The organism is Knoellia locipacati (assembly GCF_044791685.1).
GTDB lineage: Bacteria > Actinomycetota > Actinomycetes > Actinomycetales > Dermatophilaceae > Knoellia > Knoellia locipacati_A.
The window spans coordinates 1-15,649 of sequence record NZ_CP087730.1 but is presented as its reverse complement, the minus strand read 5'-3'; the positions used below and the strand labels follow the sequence as shown (position 1 = coordinate 15,649).

The following is a 15,649-nucleotide window of genomic DNA, read 5'->3' as shown; positions in this document are numbered from 1 at the left end:
GGTGCCCGCGGCCTCCGTTCCCTGACCAGCGGATGAGGGGCGGAGCAAGGTGGGCGCACCCCTATACGCGCCCACCCGAGCCGACCACACGGCATACCGAAAAGGCCTGTCCGTCAGGCGAACTCAGAACGTGTCGTTGATCGTGATCCGGTCGTGGCCGGTGGGCTTCTTGTCCGTCGAGAAGCAGCTCAGCGTGACGGTCTGACCGGGGAGGATCTGGTCGGAGGTGCAGTCGATCGTGGCGAGGACCTCGCCGCCCTTCATGTACTTGATCTGCACGAAGGCCCCGTCACGCTCGCCGCGGTTGTTCGTCACCTTGAGGTTGGCGAGCTCCATGCCGAAGTCGTTGCTGGTCACCTTCCAGCCGGCGGCATAGGCGAACTTGCGGATGTCGAACGCCTTGCCCTCGACGATGGTCACGGGGTCGGACGCGTTCCCACCCCCGCCGAGGGCGCCGGCGATCGTCCCGATGACGACCAGGCTGAGGATGCCCGTGATGATCTTGTGCCGCATGAACCAGTTCTGCTGCTTCACCGGCGGTGCCGGCGGGTAGGCCGGCTGCCACTGACCCTGCGGCTGCTGGGGCGCGTAGTTGGGGTGCTCGCTCATGTCGTTCTCCTGTGTCGTGGCCGCGGATCGGCCCGGTTGTCGTGATGGGCCGAGTTCATCGCGTGTGCCGGGTTCCGGTCTCCCACAGCCCGGCTCGCCTTCCGAACCCGAAAGGAGGAGATCCTGTATGCCGTGTCCAGCCGTTCGGGGGACGCCTCTGTCGGTGCCGCGCCCTACCTTGACGACATGTCCACCGCACCCGCACCCGCGAGCCGCTCGCGCGTCGACTGGTGGCCCGAGCCGCTGCGCCGGCCACGGCTGCGGACATGGGCGGTCTACGTGCCGCTGTGCCTCATGAGCACCTCTCTGGCGGCGAGCTTCCTGGACCACCGGCGCGGCAGCTTTGGCGAGAACGGCGCCGTGTCGGACATGGCGATGGCCGTCTGGCTCGTCGGAATGGCGGCGGGCGTGAGCCTCGCGTGGCGCCGACGCTTCCCCGAGCTGATCGCCGTGGGGACCGGCGTCGTCACACTCCTGCTCCCGATTGATCCGGTGGCCGCACTCATCGCGTTCGCGTCGCTCATGGTGCGCCGACTGGACCGGGTCACCGCCGGGATCGGTGCGCTGCTCACCGCTGCGACCTTCGCCGCCACGTGGCGGGACTCTCGAGGCACGACGATCGACGGGTCGTTCTGGCAGTTCCTGCGCTCGAACGACACCAGTGCCACGTTCACCCCGCTGCGCTGGTGGGTGGTCGTGCTCATCACGGCGGCCCTCGTGGGGTCGGCGGTCGGGCTGGCGTTCCTGCTCCGCAGTCGCAGCTCGCTCACCGAGGCGCAACACGTCGTGCGCGAGCAGCGCGTCGTCGTCGACTCGCTGACCGACGAGGTTGCGCGCCAAACGGAGCGCGAGCGGATCGCGCAGGAGGTGCACGACGCCCTGGGGCACCGTCTGTCGCTCCTGTCGCTTCACGCAGGGGCGCTCGAGGTGACGTCGGAGGACAACCCGCGCGTGGCCGAGTCGGCTGCGTTGGTCCGGGCGAACGCGCAGCAGTCGATGGCCGACCTTCGGTCCCTCCTGGCCATGCTTCGCCAGCCGGACTCACCCGACGTTGCAGCGGCCGTCCCACGACTTGACGACGTACCGGCCCTCATCGACGAGACGGTCTCGACCGGGGTCAACATCGTCTCGACGGTGCAGCTCGAGGCGCTGGCACGACTCGACGACACCACGAGCAGGAGCGCGTTCCGCGTCACCCAAGAGCTCCTGACCAACGCCCGCCGGCATGCTCCGGGGATCGGTGTCCGCGTGGCGATCCGAGCCGCTCCGGAGGTGGGTGTCGAGATCGTCGTGGGCAACCACCTGCCGTCGCACGTTCCGGTGGAGTTCCGGCCGGGAAGTGGGCTGGACGGCATACGGGCGCGGGTGACCGCGTTGGGTGGAGACTTCCGATGCTTCGTCGACGAGCAGCGGGTGTTCAGGGTCGCAGTCAGGTTGCCGTGGCTCTGGGCGGCTGAGATCGGTCCCGTGTGGACCCCGGGTGCCGGAGCGGCGTCATGACGCGCGTCCTGCTCGTCGACGACGACCCGCTGGTGTGCGGTGCCCTCGAGATGATGCTCTCGGCGACCGAGGACATTGACGTGGTCGGGAGTGTCCACGACGGCGACCAGGTCATCGACGCGATCCATCGGCACCGCCCCGACATCCTGCTCATGGATGTGCGGATGGCGCGTCAGGACGGCATCACCACGACTGCTGCCCTCACGGCCCTGCCGTCCGCGCCGAAGGTGATCATGCTGACGACGTGGGACAGCGACGACGTGATGCTCCGGTCGGTCCATGCCGGCGCGTCCGAGTTCCTGCTCAAGACCGCGAGTCCGCGCGACATCATCAAGCACGTGCAGGACGTCGCGTCAGGTGAGGGCGCGCTGTCCGCGCGAAGTGCCCGTCAGCTTGTGGAGCACCTGCAGTCCGACCCGGCGCGCGACCTCAGGCGGGCCGCGGAGGGACTCGTGGCGACGCTGACCGACCGGGAGCGCGATGTTGTGCGGTGCGTGGCGCGGGAGATGACGACGGCGCAGATCGCGGCAGAACTCTTCTTGGGTGAGGCCACGGTGAAGTCGCACCTGTCGAGCGCCCAGCTCAAGCTCGGAGCGCAGAACCGGGTGGGCATCGGCATCATCGCTGACCGTGCCGGCCTGGTCTGACGTCAGCCTCGAGGGTGGAAATTTGCGCAGTAGCAGCAATCGCCGGCAATGGGTGACTTAGGTCCCTACGATCGTGCCTGCGTGGGGGGAGACCATCGAGCAACGGTGGCTGCCAAACCAGGAGAAGCAGCGTGGGGATGGACGCCTTCGCCATGCCCAAGAACCTCACTCGATTCGACCAGGAAGAAGCCCATGAGCAACGCGCCAGCAGGTTGGTATCCACAAGAAGACGGTCGCCAGCGCTACTGGGATGGAGAGCGCTGGACCGAGCACTTCGCCCCGGGCATCAAGCAGTCCCCGACCACGGAAGGCATGCCCTCAGAGCAGAGCTACATCGGTGCCTCAACCGAACCGGTCAACTCGGCTGGCCAGGCGCAGACGAGCGCCGCGCCCAGACCGTGGTTCAGGAAGAAGCGCTTCATCATCCCGGCTGGGCTGGTGGCCCTTGTGATCATGTTCAGCGCTCTCAGCGGAAGCGGCGAGGGGGACCCCGTCGAGGCCAGCGGAGTGGACGGCACTCCGACTGCCACGGCGCCCGCCAGCCCCACGAGCACTGCACCCTCCGCCACACCGACTGCCCCCGCAGCGGCCACGGTGGCTGCGCCCGCACCGACGACCCCACCTCCGGCACCGAAGAAGCAAGCGACCGTGGCGCCGGTTGCCCCGGTGGAGCCCGAACTGAGCACTGCGCAGGAAATGGCGGTTCGCCAGGCCGAGTCCTACTTGGACTACGCGGGCTTCTCCAAGAAGGGCCTCATCAAGCAACTGGAGTTCGAGGGCTTTTCGGCCAAGGATGCCCAGGTTGCGATCGGCACCCTGACGGTCGACTGGAACGCAGAGGCTGCAGAGTCGGCCAAGGGCTACACCGAGATGTCCGGGTTCTCCCGTTCCTCGCTCATCAGGCAGTTGGAGTTCGAGGGGTACACCAACGCCCAGGCCAAGCACGGAGCCGACTCCGTCGGTCTCTGAGCCGCGGTTCCAGGAGCGACTGTTGCCCCAACCGCCAAGACCGTCGGTTGGGGCCACGGTTGGTCAGGCACCGATGTCGCTGCCGACAACCTCGCGTTCCTCACACGTGGACACGGCCGTGCACACTCAGCGAGGAAGGACAACCACGGGGCACGCCGGCCGTGATCCAGATTAGCTGCACTCCGTGGGCTGGTCCTGACACCTCATCCAGCCCGTCTGGGCGATCCATCCGACGAGCGTTGCTCCCACCGAGACAAGGCCCAGGATGAGAAACCTGTCGAGTGCGGCGAGCAGGCGTCCTGCGGTGCTCTGCGTCTGGCCGGTCGATTCTGAGCAGCCATGGTCGGGGACTCTGCCGGAGATGACCCACGGGCCCGAGGGGTCATCCACCGCCGGGCCGTGTCAAACTTCCCGACCACGGCCCATCGGCACGCCTGACTCATAGGCGAAGATCGCGGCTTGCACGCGGTCCCGCAGCCCGAGCTTCATGAGCACCCGCCCGACGTGCGTCTTCACCGTCGTCTCCGACACGAACAGCTCACGGGCGATCTCCGCGTTCGTTAGGCCTCGCGCCACCAGCGCCAAGACCTCCCGCTCACGAGCCGTGAGCGACGAGAGCCGTTGTGCTGCAGCCGCATCCAGCGCACCATCCGACCCGGGACCCCGCTCGATGAACGCCTCGATCATCCGCCGCGTCACCGTCGGCGCGAGCAACGATTACCCGGCATGCACCGCCCGGATGCCCGCGACGAGAAGCTCTGGCGGCACGTCCTTGAGCAGGAACCCGCTTGCACCGGCCTGCTCCATCGCGACTCAAGAGACGCCGCGTCGCCTCGATCCCGTCGACACCCGGCATACGCACATCCATGAGCACGACTTCGGGCGACAGCTCCGCAGCCAACGCCACGGCAGACTCACCGTCCGCGGTCTCGCCCACGACCTCGAGGTCCGGCTCGATCTCATGGATCATCCGGAAGCCGGCTCGCACCAGCGCCTGGTCGTCGACGACGAGCACCCGGATCGGCCGACCCTCCGCTGACGCTTCAGCGGCTGCACCGGCCGACGACGACGTCATGCCGACTCCAGCGGCAGTCGCGCCACGAGCTCGAACCCACCCTCGCGCCGCGGCCGCGCGACGAGCGAACCGCCTTACACCGCAACCCTTTCGCACATCCCGGTGAGCCCGTTCCACCCCGTTCGGAGTGCCGGCATCGACACCGTCGTCGCGCACTGCCAGCTCGATCGCCCTCTCCCCGAACGCGATCGACACCTCCGCGGGCTGCGGCGAACGCGCGTGCCGCAGCGTGTTCGTCAGTCCATCTTGGACGAGCCGGTATGCCGTGAGGTCCAGCCCCGGTGCCAGCTCGCGCTCCTGCCCCCTAACCGACACGGACACCGGCAGCCCGGCCGAGCGGTATGCCGTGTGGCCGCGTCCCGGGGCGCGGCCACCCGGGGCGCGTGCTTCTCGAACGAGGCTCCGGACGGGTCCGGGCTCGATACCGTGACGGTGCACGACACCGATGTCGCTACGCGGTCTACGCCTGTCGGTGACGGAGAGGAGCACGGGTGCGGATCAGTACGCTCATCATTTCCTCGCAGCCGTGGTCGGAGGCCGCGAACACCTGGGGTGATGTGGAAGCAGCAGGCCTCGACACGGCATACGTCGCCGACCACCTCACGCACCCCACGATGACGGGGGAGTGGCTCGCCGACCCGTGGACAACGCTCGCCGTGGCGGCCACCGTCACGACGAGGATCGGCCTCGGCACCCTGGTCGCGTCGGCCCTGATCCGCAGCCCGGTCACGCTCGCCCGTCAGTCGTCGACGCTCCAGGACGTCAGCGGCGGGCGCTTCACCCTCGGCGTCGGCGCCGGCGCGGCGGCGGACGGGATCGCGGACCGGGGCGAGGAGACGGACGCGCGCGGACGGCATACCCGGCTGGTTCACGTCGTCCGAGGGCTTCATGCGGTGTGGGCAGGAGAGGCTGGGTACGCTAGCGACGCCGTGTCGTTCTCCGGGCTCGCGACGGCGCCTCTCGCGCCCGGCTCTCGTCGGCCGAGGCTGGTCGTGGCCGCCCACGGGAACCGCGGCTTCGAGCTCGTCGCGACGTCCGCGGACGGGTGGAGCACCTATGGAGGGGCGCAGGCCGTGGGGGCGACCCGAGAGGAGTTCTGGGAGGTCGTGCGGCGGCAGGGTGCCGACATGGACCGGGCGTGTGACGGTGCGTCGAACGACCCGCGGTCCATCTCTCGCTCGGTCCTCGTCGGGTATGCCGGCTACCGGCCCCTCGCTTCGAGGGCGTCGCTCGAGGACGAGGTGGCGGCGGCGGAGGCGTGCGGCCTCGACGAGCTGGTCTGCTACTGGCCGACGGAGGTCTCGGGCGGACGGTTCTCCAGCGACCCCGAGGTCCTGGCGGAGGTCGCGTCGAAGGTCAACGGGTCGTGAGGTGGAGCAGGCGCCTGCTGCCCGCGCTCTCCCACTCGTCGTGCCGCATCGCCCACGCGACCGCCTCGGACCGGCTGCGCACGCCGAGCTTGCGATAGATGCTCGACGTGTGGTGCATGACCGTCTTCGCGCTGATGCCGAGCAGCAGGGAGAGCTCCTTGTTGGTGGCGCCGGAGATCATCGAGCCGAGGACCTCGCGCTCGCGCTCCGTCAGCTGCTCCGGCAGGCAGGACGCCCCGGACGCAGCGGAGGGGCTGGGCGGGCGGTGGAGGGCAGCGACCGCCGTCTCCTCGATCTCGGGAACCTCCGCCATCACGGACACAGCCCATTCCGTATGCCGTGCCCGCAGTTCCGCGGCACGCTCGGGATCGTCTGCCAGCAGCTCAAGCGCGTGCTCCCTGACCAGGGGGGACAGCCGGTAGTGACTCCCTGACTGGCTGTGCACCGGGTCGACGAGGTGAGCCTCCACGAGGTCGGACAGGGCATCGATGTCGATCGGTCGGGCTGTGACAGCCTCGATCGCGTCGAGGGAGACCGCCGAGTGGAACACGGAGAGGGCGCCCAGCAGGTCCCTCGAGAAGTTCGACAGCAAGGAGGCGCTCCACCGCATCGTGTGGAACAGGTCGTGGTCGTCGGCCAGGTCGTGTCCGAGGTGCCGGCTCGTGATGACCGCAGCACGCGACGAGCTCCGCAGCCGCGCCAACAGGACCGAGGGGCACAGCGCTGCGGACCGCGCCGCTGCCATCTCGATCGCCTTGGGTATTCCGCCGAGCTCTGCACAGATGGCTGCGATGTCCCGAAGAGCCTCGCCGTCGAGATCCGCTGTGGTGCCGGTCCGATGGGCAGCGTCGAGGAACACGCGGACGGCGGGCTGCGCGGCATACGTCTCGAGGGAGACCTCAGGACCGACGTCCGGGAGGGGTGGGACCCGGATCACCGACTCGCAGGGAAGGTGGAGCGGCGAGCGGGCGGTGACGACGAGGCGTGCAGCAGGCTGCCGGAGGAGAATGTGCCACAGCTCCGCGGCGGCATCGGGGGAGTGGTCGGCGTCGTCGATGAGGACGAGGTCCGCGGTGTCCAGCGCCTCCGTCACCGAGCGTCCGAGCAACCCCGGTGTCGTCCAATGGCGTGCCTCGACGATCCGAACCGACTGTGGCACAGCAGGATTCGAGGTACCTCGCGGACTCGAGGTGACGGGCGTGCGGGCCAGCACCGCCTTGGCGACGCTGGTCGTCCCCACCCCCGGGAGTCCCGTGAGGGTGAGGACTCGCGTGCAGGGATCGGCCAACAGGCGCAACCCCCTGATGACCACGTCCTCCCGCCCCTGCAGCGGTCGTGACCACGGCACCTTTCGACTATGACAGCGATCGAGCGTGCTCGTAGGGCATTTGCCCGATGTGCCCGTCGGTGCCCCGGGTGGACCGTGGAGGAGTTGCTCGGGGGAGCCATCACTGCCCACCTCGAGGTGAAACCAGCCCATCCAAGAGACAAGGCCACACCATGTTCTTCCTTTCGTCGCGGCGCAGCTCGGTGCCGCCATCCATGACATCGTCACCATCGCGCAAGGGACTGGCCCTCGCCGGTGCCACCGCTCTCACCGCGGCCGCGCTCGTCGTCCCGGTCCAGGCGGCCCACGCCATCGACCCGGTCTGCTCGACGCTCACCTACACCACGTTCGACGACCCGATGCCGGCACCACTGACGCTGAACGGGAGCGCCGCCGTCGCCGGCGTTGCCGGGAGCAAGGTCCTCCGTGTCACGCCGAGCCAGTTCAGCCAGGCCGGCACAGCCTTCACGAGCAGCAAGGTGAGCTTCCTCAACGACGGCTCGTTCAGCACCTTCTTCACGTTCAGCTTCACCGCTCAGCAGGGCGGCGGGGCGGACGGTCTCGTCTTCACCGTGCAGAACGTGTCCAACAGCGTCGGTGGCCTCGGGGGTGGGATCGGCTACATGGGGATCGACCAGAGCATCGGGGTGGAGTTCGACAACTGGTTCAACGGGGGCTACGACATCGACGGCAACCACGTCGGCATCGACGTCAACGGTGACATCACCTCCAACCCCACGATCACCAGCCCGGTGGCCCTGGACAACTCAGGGGCACTGCATCGGGCCTGGGTCGACTACAACGGCGTCACCGACCAGCTCGAGGTCCGACTTGCTGACTCCGACACTCGGCCTCTCAGTGCCCTGCTCACCAAGACGCTCAACCTTCCGGACATCCTCGGCGGTGCCGGCCCGGACGCCACTGACGCCTTCGTCGGCTTCACGTCGGGCACCGGTTCAGCGGCCGCTCACCACGACGTCCACAGCTGGCAGCTGATCAACTGCTACCAGCCCATCGACGCACCGCCCACCGTCACTGCAGGCGGCCCGTACTCCGGAGCCGAAGGTTCCGCGGTGACCTTGGCAGGGACGGCGACCGACGACGGCACCGTGACCTCGCAGTGGTCCTACGTGGCCGACTCCGCGGACGCGGGTGCGACCTGCACCTTCGCCGACGCCACCGACCCGACCACCACCGTCACGTGCACCGATGACGGCACCTACACGTTGACGTTGACCGGTGACGACGGCGTGAGCGCGCCCGTCGCCTCGAACGCCACGCTCACGGTGAGCAACGTCGCGCCGGAGGTCGCCTCGGTCTCCACCACGTTCACCGCCGCGTGCACCGTCTCAGCCTCCGCGTCCTTCAGCGACGCGGGCACCAACGACACTCACACGGCCACACTCGACTGGGGCGACGGCGCTTCTGGTGGAGCCACCGTGTCCGAGACTGCTGGCGCCGGGACGGCCACGGGTTCACACACCTACGCGGCGGCGGGCTCCTACACCGTCACGGCGACGGTCACCGACGACGAGGGTGCCGCGGACTCCGGATCTGCGAGCGTCACGACGAAGAACACGGCCTCCGCCTTCGGCGCGCCGATCGACGCGGGAGGCGCTCGCAGTGTCTTCAAGCTCGGCAGCACGATCCCGCTCAAGATCACGGTCACCGACTGCTCCGGGAACCTCGTCCAGACCCTGAGCCCGATGGTCCAGCTCGACAAGATCGACTCCACACCGGCCGGACCGGTCAACGAGGCGGAGATCACCGAGGTCCCGACGAACGGCAAGCTCATGGCCTGGAACGGTGAGCACTACCACTACAACCTCTCCACCAAGAGGAGTGAGTTCTTCGGTGGTGCGGCCCTCACGATCGGCACCTACCGGATCACCGTGAACGACCCGACGCTTTTCGCCCCCGCCACGGTCTTCATCGACCTGCGCTGACGATTCCGTCACGGAGCAAACCGGCCGTATGCCGTCGAGTTCCGTTCCGCAGCAGCCTGACCCAGCCAGCCCGGCTGGGTCAGGCTGCTGGTGTCACGGTCGCCGATCAGCGAAGCCGGACGGCCACCTCACCGTTGTCCCGGGACTGGAGTTCCACGACGTCGGAGCGGTCCTCGATGAAGGCGCGGAACGACGAGTAGCCCAACGACTTCTCCTTGAAGGTCGAGTCCATCCGCAGCATCTGGCTCTTGATCGATGAGTAGAACTGCCACCCGTCGTCACTCCTCTCCATCCCCACGCGGATCGCCCGGACCAGCAGCTCGGTGGCCTTCTGGTTCGCCTTCTCGGCGGGGGTCAGGGCCTTCTTCGGCGGGGGAGAGGCCGGTTCCTTGGTGGCCTTGGCCGACACAGCCTTCTTGGTCGCGGCCTTCTTCTTGGTCGTCCCGGTTGCGGCTGGCTCACTGAAGACCGGCGCCACGGCCGCCGCCTTCGGCGTGACCGCCTGGACGCTCGGCAGGTCGTCGTAGTCGCTGAACTCGTCGCACGCCGCGACCAGCGCCCGACTCGTCGACCCCGTGACCCCGATGCCGACGACGAAGCGGCCCATCCGCCGACAGCGCTGCGCGAGCGCGATGTAGTCCGAGTCCCCACCGACGATGACGACGTGGGTCAGGTCGGCATGGTCGACGAGGTCGTTGACGGCGTCGATCGAGAGTCGGATGTCGGCGCCGTTCTTGGTCCCCGAGGTCGCGAAGAGCTGGACGAGGTCGACGGCCCGGTCGATGAGCTGGCCCTTATAGGCCGCGTTGGCCGGCACCGACCAGTCGGCGTACGCGCGGGTGAGGGCGACGACGCCGAAGGACGACGCGTAGTCGATGATCGCGCCCAGGTCCACGACCGCCTCCCCGAGCCGCCCTGCAGCCACGCCGTCACCACCGCTCTCGCCGGGGGAGTGGTCGCGGGCGTTGTCGCGCCGCCACGACCCGACACCGTGCAGGTTGTCGTAGCGGGAGATGACCATGTTGTCGAAGTCGAGGTAAACCGCGACCCGAGTCCTGTCAGGCATGACCCGACCCTAGCCGTCGCCGTCGGACCCGCCGCCCCCGCTCGCGTAGTAGCGGAACAGCAGCCACGCGGCCACGGCGTCGAGGACGTGCCACACGGCGTGCGGCTGGAGCCACGAGCCCGGGTCGCACAGCACTCCACCGTCCTTACCGGTGTTCCAGATCGCGAACGCGACGACGAGGGTCGCGACCGACGCAAGTCCCCAGCGCAGGTCGAGGCGGGTCGTTCGCCTGCGCGACAACGCTTCCAGACCGAGTGCCGCGAGCAGCATCACACCGAAGACGGCGTTCCCCACCGTCATGACGACCGGAACGTCGGCCGACACGAACTCGGCCACGGTGCACACCCCGAGGGCGACGACGAAGAGCCCTGCGAAGCCGGCAGCCGGGAGCGCGAGGAGCCTAGCGGCGGCATACGAGAGGACGAAGCTCGCGAGCAGGTACATGCTGTAGAGGTCGAGGTGACCTCCCAGCGCGCTCTCCGATGCGTGCATCGCTGCACTTCCCGGACCCAGCAGGACGACCAGGACCGCGTATGCCGTCCCGAGACTCGCGCTCATCGTGCCGGCCCCGCGTCGGGCGACGTGAGCCGCGATGGCGAGGCCGGCGACGACGAAGCCGAGGTTGCTGAACGTGTTGGCGGGCTGCTTGACCACCGCGTCGAGGGCTTCCTCGCAGAAGCTGCCGCCGCGTCCGACGTCCGGTCCGAGCCAGCCGAAGGCAAGGGCGGCAGCGAGCAGTCCGACGGACGCGGCTGCGGCGGTCAGAGTGACGACCAAGGGGCGCTGAGCGGCTCTCGGCGACCTCGGCGGTTGTCGTGGCGGCACGGCTCCCAACGTGTCACACCGCCGTCGGTCCTGTCCCGGCTTGGCTGTCAGTGGTCGCCGATAGCGTGGAGGTCAGTCGTTGGAGGAGGGGACCCGATGCGAGCAGCACGCACCCGCCACGCCGTTGCGTGGGGTGCTGACAGCTGCTCGGGACCGACTCTCCGGGCTTGGCGAGGTGCTGTCCTCGCTGAGTGCCGGTGACCTCGCAGAGCTCATGACCCTGGCCGACGAGGTGAAGTCGCAGGCGGCCGCCGCGCAGGTGCGTGTCACCGCCGAGGCGGCACATCGTGGCGAGTTCGCCTCGGCCCGGCGAGGGGCGGGCTCGGTCCATGCCTGGGTGCGCGAGCACGCACCGTCGCTGCGTCAGGGCGGAGCCGGTCAGGTGGCCCAGCTGGCCCAGGACGCAGCTGCGTCGGCGCCCGGTGGCTTGTGGGCGCGTGGCGGCCCGGACGCCGGCCCGTTCGCCGACGAGAGCCGCCCCGAGGGGATCGTGTGGGGGCGCGTCCTGTCCGGGGAGGTCGGTGTCGGGCTGGCGGTCACGGCGTTGCGCGAGATGGCTCGGATGAAGGACCTGCTCACCGACGAGGCCGTGCCGACGGTGACCGGAGCCATCCTCGACCACGGCGTCGCGTGGGGTCAGGCCGAGGCGCGCAAGATCCGGCCCCGCCTGCTCGCGAAGTACGGACGAGAGGGCGAGTTCGACGACAAGCAGCGACGGTTGCGCGCCGGGGCGTTCCTGTCGAGCCCGGTCGTGGCGGACGGTGACCTGACCGAGTACAGGATGGCGATGACACCCGCGCAGGCGACGAGACTCGAGGCGGCGATCGGACCGCTGTCGAAGCCGGCGCCGAACCCCGTCACCGGTGAGGTGGATCTGCGGTGCGCCGGGCAGAGGCGGGTGGAGGCGTTGGCTGCCGTGCTCGCCGGTGCGGCGGCGGACGACGCCGGGGCGTCAGGACCCGGTGGTTCTGCCACCGTGGTCCACGTGTCGATCGGGCTCGCCGACCTGGTGGCGGGACTCGCTGGTTCGGACGGCTCCGCGGGGACCGGTTGCGTCATGGGTTCGCGGGCGCGCCAGACGATGCTCGCCCCGTCGGTCGTGCGGCAGCTCGCCTGCGACGCCGACGTCGTCCCCGTGGTCCTCGGCGCCGACGGAGAGGTCGTCGACCTCGGCCGCGCCACCCGACTGTTCACGCGAGGGCAGCGCCGGGTGCTGTGGCACCGCGACGGGCAGTGCACGTTCCCGGGATGCACCACGCCCGCGGCCTGGGCGCAGGCGCACCACCTCGTTCACTGGACCGACGGCGGGCCTTCGGACCTCGCCAACTCAGCCCTGCTCTGCCAGCGCCACCACACCGTGGTCCATGACCGTCGTCTCATCGCGATCGTGCATCCACCCGACGAGGACGGCCGGTCAGTGACGTGGGACCTGAGCCCCGGGAGCTACGACCGCGAGCTTCCCGAGCGGCTGGCGACGCTGGCACGGGCCCGCGCTCGATCGGATCCGAGCCATCGCCGGCGACGCCTCGACACCGGTCCGCCGGACGGCTGGGCCTCGGCGATCCCCGATGGGGTCCTGGTCGCGTTCGCCGACGACCTCGAAGCCGACCTCGAAGCCGACCACGCCACGTGGCGTGACGAGCATGCTCTCTGGGACGTGTCTGCCTGACACACCGCCGCGCCTCGCCGGTGTTCGGTTCGGCCGATGTGACTGTGACGTGCTGATCAGCCCATCCGTGACTGCGTGGCGACGGTGCGCACGTCGCGCGGGTCGGTCATGGCCCATCGCACCGTCGCGGTGGCGGCGTCACCGAGCGGTCGCGCCAGCACCATCTCGGTCACCGGCAGCCAGGGGAGACGCAGAGGCCGGCGAGCCCACCGCGGCAGCAGCGCCACGGCGCCGGCGGCCAGGGCGGCATACCCGGGTCGTGCGGCGAGGGGGAGCGGGGGGTGCAGGAGGAGGAAGCGTGCCGCCTCGCGCGACGCCGTGGTCGACTCGAGCTCAGGACGGTAGGAGTCGATGACGGCCTCCAGCTCCGCGGTCGTCAGCGGGGGGTCGACCACGCCGAGCCGTCGCGCGACGATCGAGGTCTGCTCCACGTAGAGGTCGGCCTCGGCCTCCGTGAGCGGCTCGGCGGCGTACCGCTGGAAGGACGTGAGGAAGCTGTCGACCTCGGTGACGTGCACCCACCGGAGCAGGTGGGGGTCGCTCGCGGCATACGGCCGTCCGTCCTCGGCCTTGCCGCGCACGCGCTCGTGGATGGAGCGGACGCGGGCGATCTGCGCCTCGGCGTGCTCGATCGTCCCGAACGTCGTCGTCGCGAGGAACTCGCTCGTGCGCTGCAGGCGCCCCCACGGGTCGCCCTTGAAGCCGGAGTGCCCGGCGACACCGGCCATGGCGAGCGGGTGCAGCGACTGGAGGAGGAGCGCACGGATGCCGCCCGGGAACATCGCGGCGTCGGCGTGCACCCGCCAGACCGGATCCTCCGGCGTGAACCAGCGCTCGCCCTCGGCGCCCCAGATGACGGCCGCCTTCTCGGCTGCGTCGTCACCGGCCACCCGGGAGCGCAGGGCGGTGGCCAGCTGACGTCGGGCCCGCGCACTCCAGCGGTCGGACGTCGGATCGGGGCTCGGCATGGTGCTCCTCTTCGAAGGGATGGACAAACCCTATACACGTTCCCTGACAGTGAGCCGTGAGTGGCGCCGTGCGCTGTCGGTGGTCGCTGACACGATTGAGACATGGAGATCCCAGCGGCGCTCGCCCTCGGGCGTGACCTGCTGCACGAGCACGGGCTCGAGCACTGGCGGGTGACGACCGACCGTGCCAAGACGCGTGCTGGCGTCTGCCGTTTCTCTGCCCGCACGATCTCGCTGAGTGGCCCGCTGACCCGACTCCACGACGAGGACGAGGTGCGCGACACGATCCTGCACGAGATCGCCCACGCCCTCGTCGGCCCGGCGCACGGGCATGACGCGGTCTGGCGCGCCAAGGCCGTCGAGATCGGCTGCACCGGTCAGCGCACCGTCGACGCCGATGCCCCGCAGGTCGAGGGTCCGTGGCGGGGCGAGTGCCCCCGTGGTCACTCCTACACGCGTCACCGCCGACCAGGTCGCGTCATGAGCTGCCTCGCCTGCTCGCCGGAGTTCGATGCCACCGCGGTGCTGACGTGGACCTACGAGGGTCGGCGGGTCGACATGGGCGAGGCCTACCGCCACGAGCTCGACGAGATCATCCGCAGGCACGGCGTGGCCGTCGGCCGACGACGTCCTGCTGCGGCCGCGGTCGAGCCGATCCGCGTCTCCGCGTTCCCGGTGGGCGCCCTCGTGCGCATCGTCGCCGACGGCCCCATGCACGGAGCGGTCGGCGAGGTCGAGGCCGCGTTCGCGACCCGCAGCCAGGTGCGCATCGGCGACGACCTGTATGCCGTGCCCAACGAGGTCCTCCAGGTCGCCGACCGCCTGGCGAGCTGAGCACCTCATTGCGGCAGCAGATCGGCGGCACCGGAGAGCCCACCTTGTGGTTGTCCGTCACTACCGTCGAGAGGACCAGCCCATCGTCCATGGAAGGTTCCACCCATGAGCTCCCAGACTGAGGCCGGCGACCTGCTCACCCGCGCTCTCGACCAGACCGCGACCCTGCTCGACCAGGTGAACCCCGACGAGTACGACCAGCCGTCGACCTGCAGCGACTGGACCGTCGGCGACCTCGTCAAGCACGTCGTCGCCTCCCCGCAGCGGTTCGCCGACATGGCCGCCGGCAAGGACGTCGACTGGTCGGCGACGTCCGACGTGGGTGAGGACCCGGCCGCCGAGTTCCGAGCCGCCGCCGACGCCCTCCTCGACAAGGTCGCCTCGGGTGAGGCCGGCTCCGTGTCCAGCGCAGCGCTCCCGGAGTTCGCTGTCCACGGCTGGGACCTGGCTCACTCCACCGGCAGCACGACCGATCTCGACGACGAGGTGGCGGAGCGCGCGCTGGCCTTCATGCGCGACAACCTCACGCCCGACAACCGCAAGGGCGTCTTCGGACCCGAGGTCGAGGCCAGCCCGGACGCCCCCGTCCAGGACCGTCTCGCCGCGTTCGCGGGACGCACGGTCCGCTGATCGCGGGCGTCTCAGAGGGCGATCGTCAGGAAGGTGCCGTTGGGGTCCTCGGATCGGTGCGCATGCTCTTGAGCTCGTCGTGTCCGGGTGACAGCGACGCCAGCGCGACCGTGCCCATGAACAGGCCCAGTGCCGGGTCGCTGAAGTCGGCTCGCGTGATCGTCACCACGTGCGACATCCGACCCGATGCCGCTCCGGCGACACCCCTAGGCTC

14 protein-coding genes and 1 pseudogene are annotated in these 15,649 nt (G+C 69.6%); 8 read left to right on the top strand and 7 right to left on the bottom strand.

The genetic code is table 11. The annotated features are described in order from the left end of the window. Window positions 1-123: 123 nt before the first annotated feature. On the bottom strand, window positions 124-609 hold the full coding sequence (locus LL946_RS00075; protein ID WP_404383529.1) for a hypothetical protein: 486 nt from the start codon (window positions 607-609) through the stop codon (window positions 124-126). A 186-nt stretch (window positions 610-795) separates the two neighbouring features. Here LL946_RS00075 and LL946_RS00070 point away from each other — a divergent pair, with 186 nt between their 5' ends. The 3 genes from LL946_RS00070 (at window position 796) to LL946_RS00060 (ending at window position 3,725) form a co-directional block, all read left to right on the top strand. After that, window positions 796-2,109 carry a sensor histidine kinase gene (locus tag LL946_RS00070; RefSeq protein ID WP_404383527.1) on the top strand — a complete coding sequence of 438 codons (1,314 nt, stop codon included), beginning with the start codon at window positions 796-798 and terminating at the stop codon, window positions 2,107-2,109. Next, window positions 2,106-2,756, top strand: a complete 651-nt coding sequence (locus LL946_RS00065) for a response regulator (RefSeq protein ID WP_404383525.1) — start codon at window positions 2,106-2,108, stop codon at window positions 2,754-2,756. Before LL946_RS00070 ends, LL946_RS00065 begins: the two co-directional genes overlap by 4 nt. 192 nt (window positions 2,757-2,948) lie before the next feature. Next, complete coding sequence (locus LL946_RS00060; RefSeq protein ID WP_404383523.1) at window positions 2,949-3,725, top strand: Ltp family lipoprotein; 777 nt, start codon at window positions 2,949-2,951, stop codon at window positions 3,723-3,725. A gap of 402 nt (window positions 3,726-4,127) precedes the next feature. On the opposite strand, the pseudogene LL946_RS00055 reads toward LL946_RS00060, so the two are convergent. Further along, a pseudogene (locus LL946_RS00055) lies at window positions 4,128-4,800 on the bottom strand (LuxR C-terminal-related transcriptional regulator). 491 nt (window positions 4,801-5,291) lie between these two features. Here LL946_RS00055 and LL946_RS00050 point away from each other — a divergent pair. Next, the gene (locus LL946_RS00050) at window positions 5,292-6,170 is read left to right on the top strand and encodes an LLM class flavin-dependent oxidoreductase (protein ID WP_404383521.1); all 879 of its coding nucleotides are present in this window, start codon (window positions 5,292-5,294) and stop codon (window positions 6,168-6,170) included. Here LL946_RS00050 and LL946_RS00045 read toward each other — a convergent pair. Continuing rightward, entirely contained in the window at window positions 6,157-7,329 is a 1,173-nt protein-coding gene (locus LL946_RS00045; protein WP_404383519.1) for a LuxR C-terminal-related transcriptional regulator, read from the bottom strand. The genes LL946_RS00050 and LL946_RS00045 overlap by 14 nt on opposite strands. A gap of 383 nt (window positions 7,330-7,712) precedes the next feature. Between LL946_RS00045 and LL946_RS00040 the strand changes: the two genes are divergently transcribed. Beyond that, window positions 7,713-9,443, top strand: a complete 1,731-nt coding sequence (locus LL946_RS00040; protein WP_404383517.1) for a PKD domain-containing protein — start codon at window positions 7,713-7,715, stop codon at window positions 9,441-9,443. Between the two features lie 106 nt (window positions 9,444-9,549). Here LL946_RS00040 and LL946_RS00035 read toward each other — a convergent pair whose 3' ends face one another. Then, on the bottom strand, window positions 9,550-10,509 hold the full coding sequence (locus tag LL946_RS00035; protein WP_404383515.1) for an NYN domain-containing protein: 960 nt from the start codon (window positions 10,507-10,509) through the stop codon (window positions 9,550-9,552). A 9-nt stretch (window positions 10,510-10,518) separates the two neighbouring features. After that, the gene (locus LL946_RS00030) at window positions 10,519-11,286 is read right to left on the bottom strand and encodes a ceramidase domain-containing protein (protein WP_404383513.1); all 768 of its coding nucleotides are present in this window, start codon (window positions 11,284-11,286) and stop codon (window positions 10,519-10,521) included. 223 nt (window positions 11,287-11,509) lie between these two features. Between LL946_RS00030 and LL946_RS00025 the strand changes: the two genes are divergently transcribed. After that, window positions 11,510-13,003: a DUF222 domain-containing protein gene (locus LL946_RS00025; protein ID WP_404383511.1), complete on the top strand. Its 1,494-nt coding sequence runs from the start codon at window positions 11,510-11,512 to the stop codon at window positions 13,001-13,003. A gap of 56 nt (window positions 13,004-13,059) precedes the next feature. On the opposite strand, the gene LL946_RS00020 is transcribed toward LL946_RS00025, so the two are convergent. Continuing rightward, window positions 13,060-13,971 (bottom strand): oxygenase MpaB family protein, encoded by a 912-nt coding sequence (locus LL946_RS00020; protein ID WP_404383509.1) that lies wholly within the window; start codon window positions 13,969-13,971, stop codon window positions 13,060-13,062. A 102-nt stretch (window positions 13,972-14,073) separates the two neighbouring features. Between LL946_RS00020 and LL946_RS00015 the strand changes: the two genes are divergently transcribed. Next, a complete protein-coding gene (locus LL946_RS00015) occupies window positions 14,074-14,805 on the top strand; it encodes a SprT-like domain-containing protein (protein WP_404383507.1) in 732 nt (243 codons plus the stop codon). Window positions 14,806-14,910: 105 nt separating this feature from the next. Continuing rightward, window positions 14,911-15,435 carry a TIGR03086 family metal-binding protein gene (locus tag LL946_RS00010; protein WP_404383505.1) on the top strand — a complete coding sequence of 175 codons (525 nt, stop codon included), beginning with the start codon at window positions 14,911-14,913 and terminating at the stop codon, window positions 15,433-15,435. Between the two features lie 25 nt (window positions 15,436-15,460). Here the strand turns inward: LL946_RS00010 and LL946_RS00005 are convergent, their stop codons facing one another. Next, entirely contained in the window at window positions 15,461-15,604 is a 144-nt protein-coding gene (locus LL946_RS00005) for a hypothetical protein (RefSeq protein WP_404383503.1), read from the bottom strand. Between the last annotated feature and the right edge of the window lie 45 nt (window positions 15,605-15,649).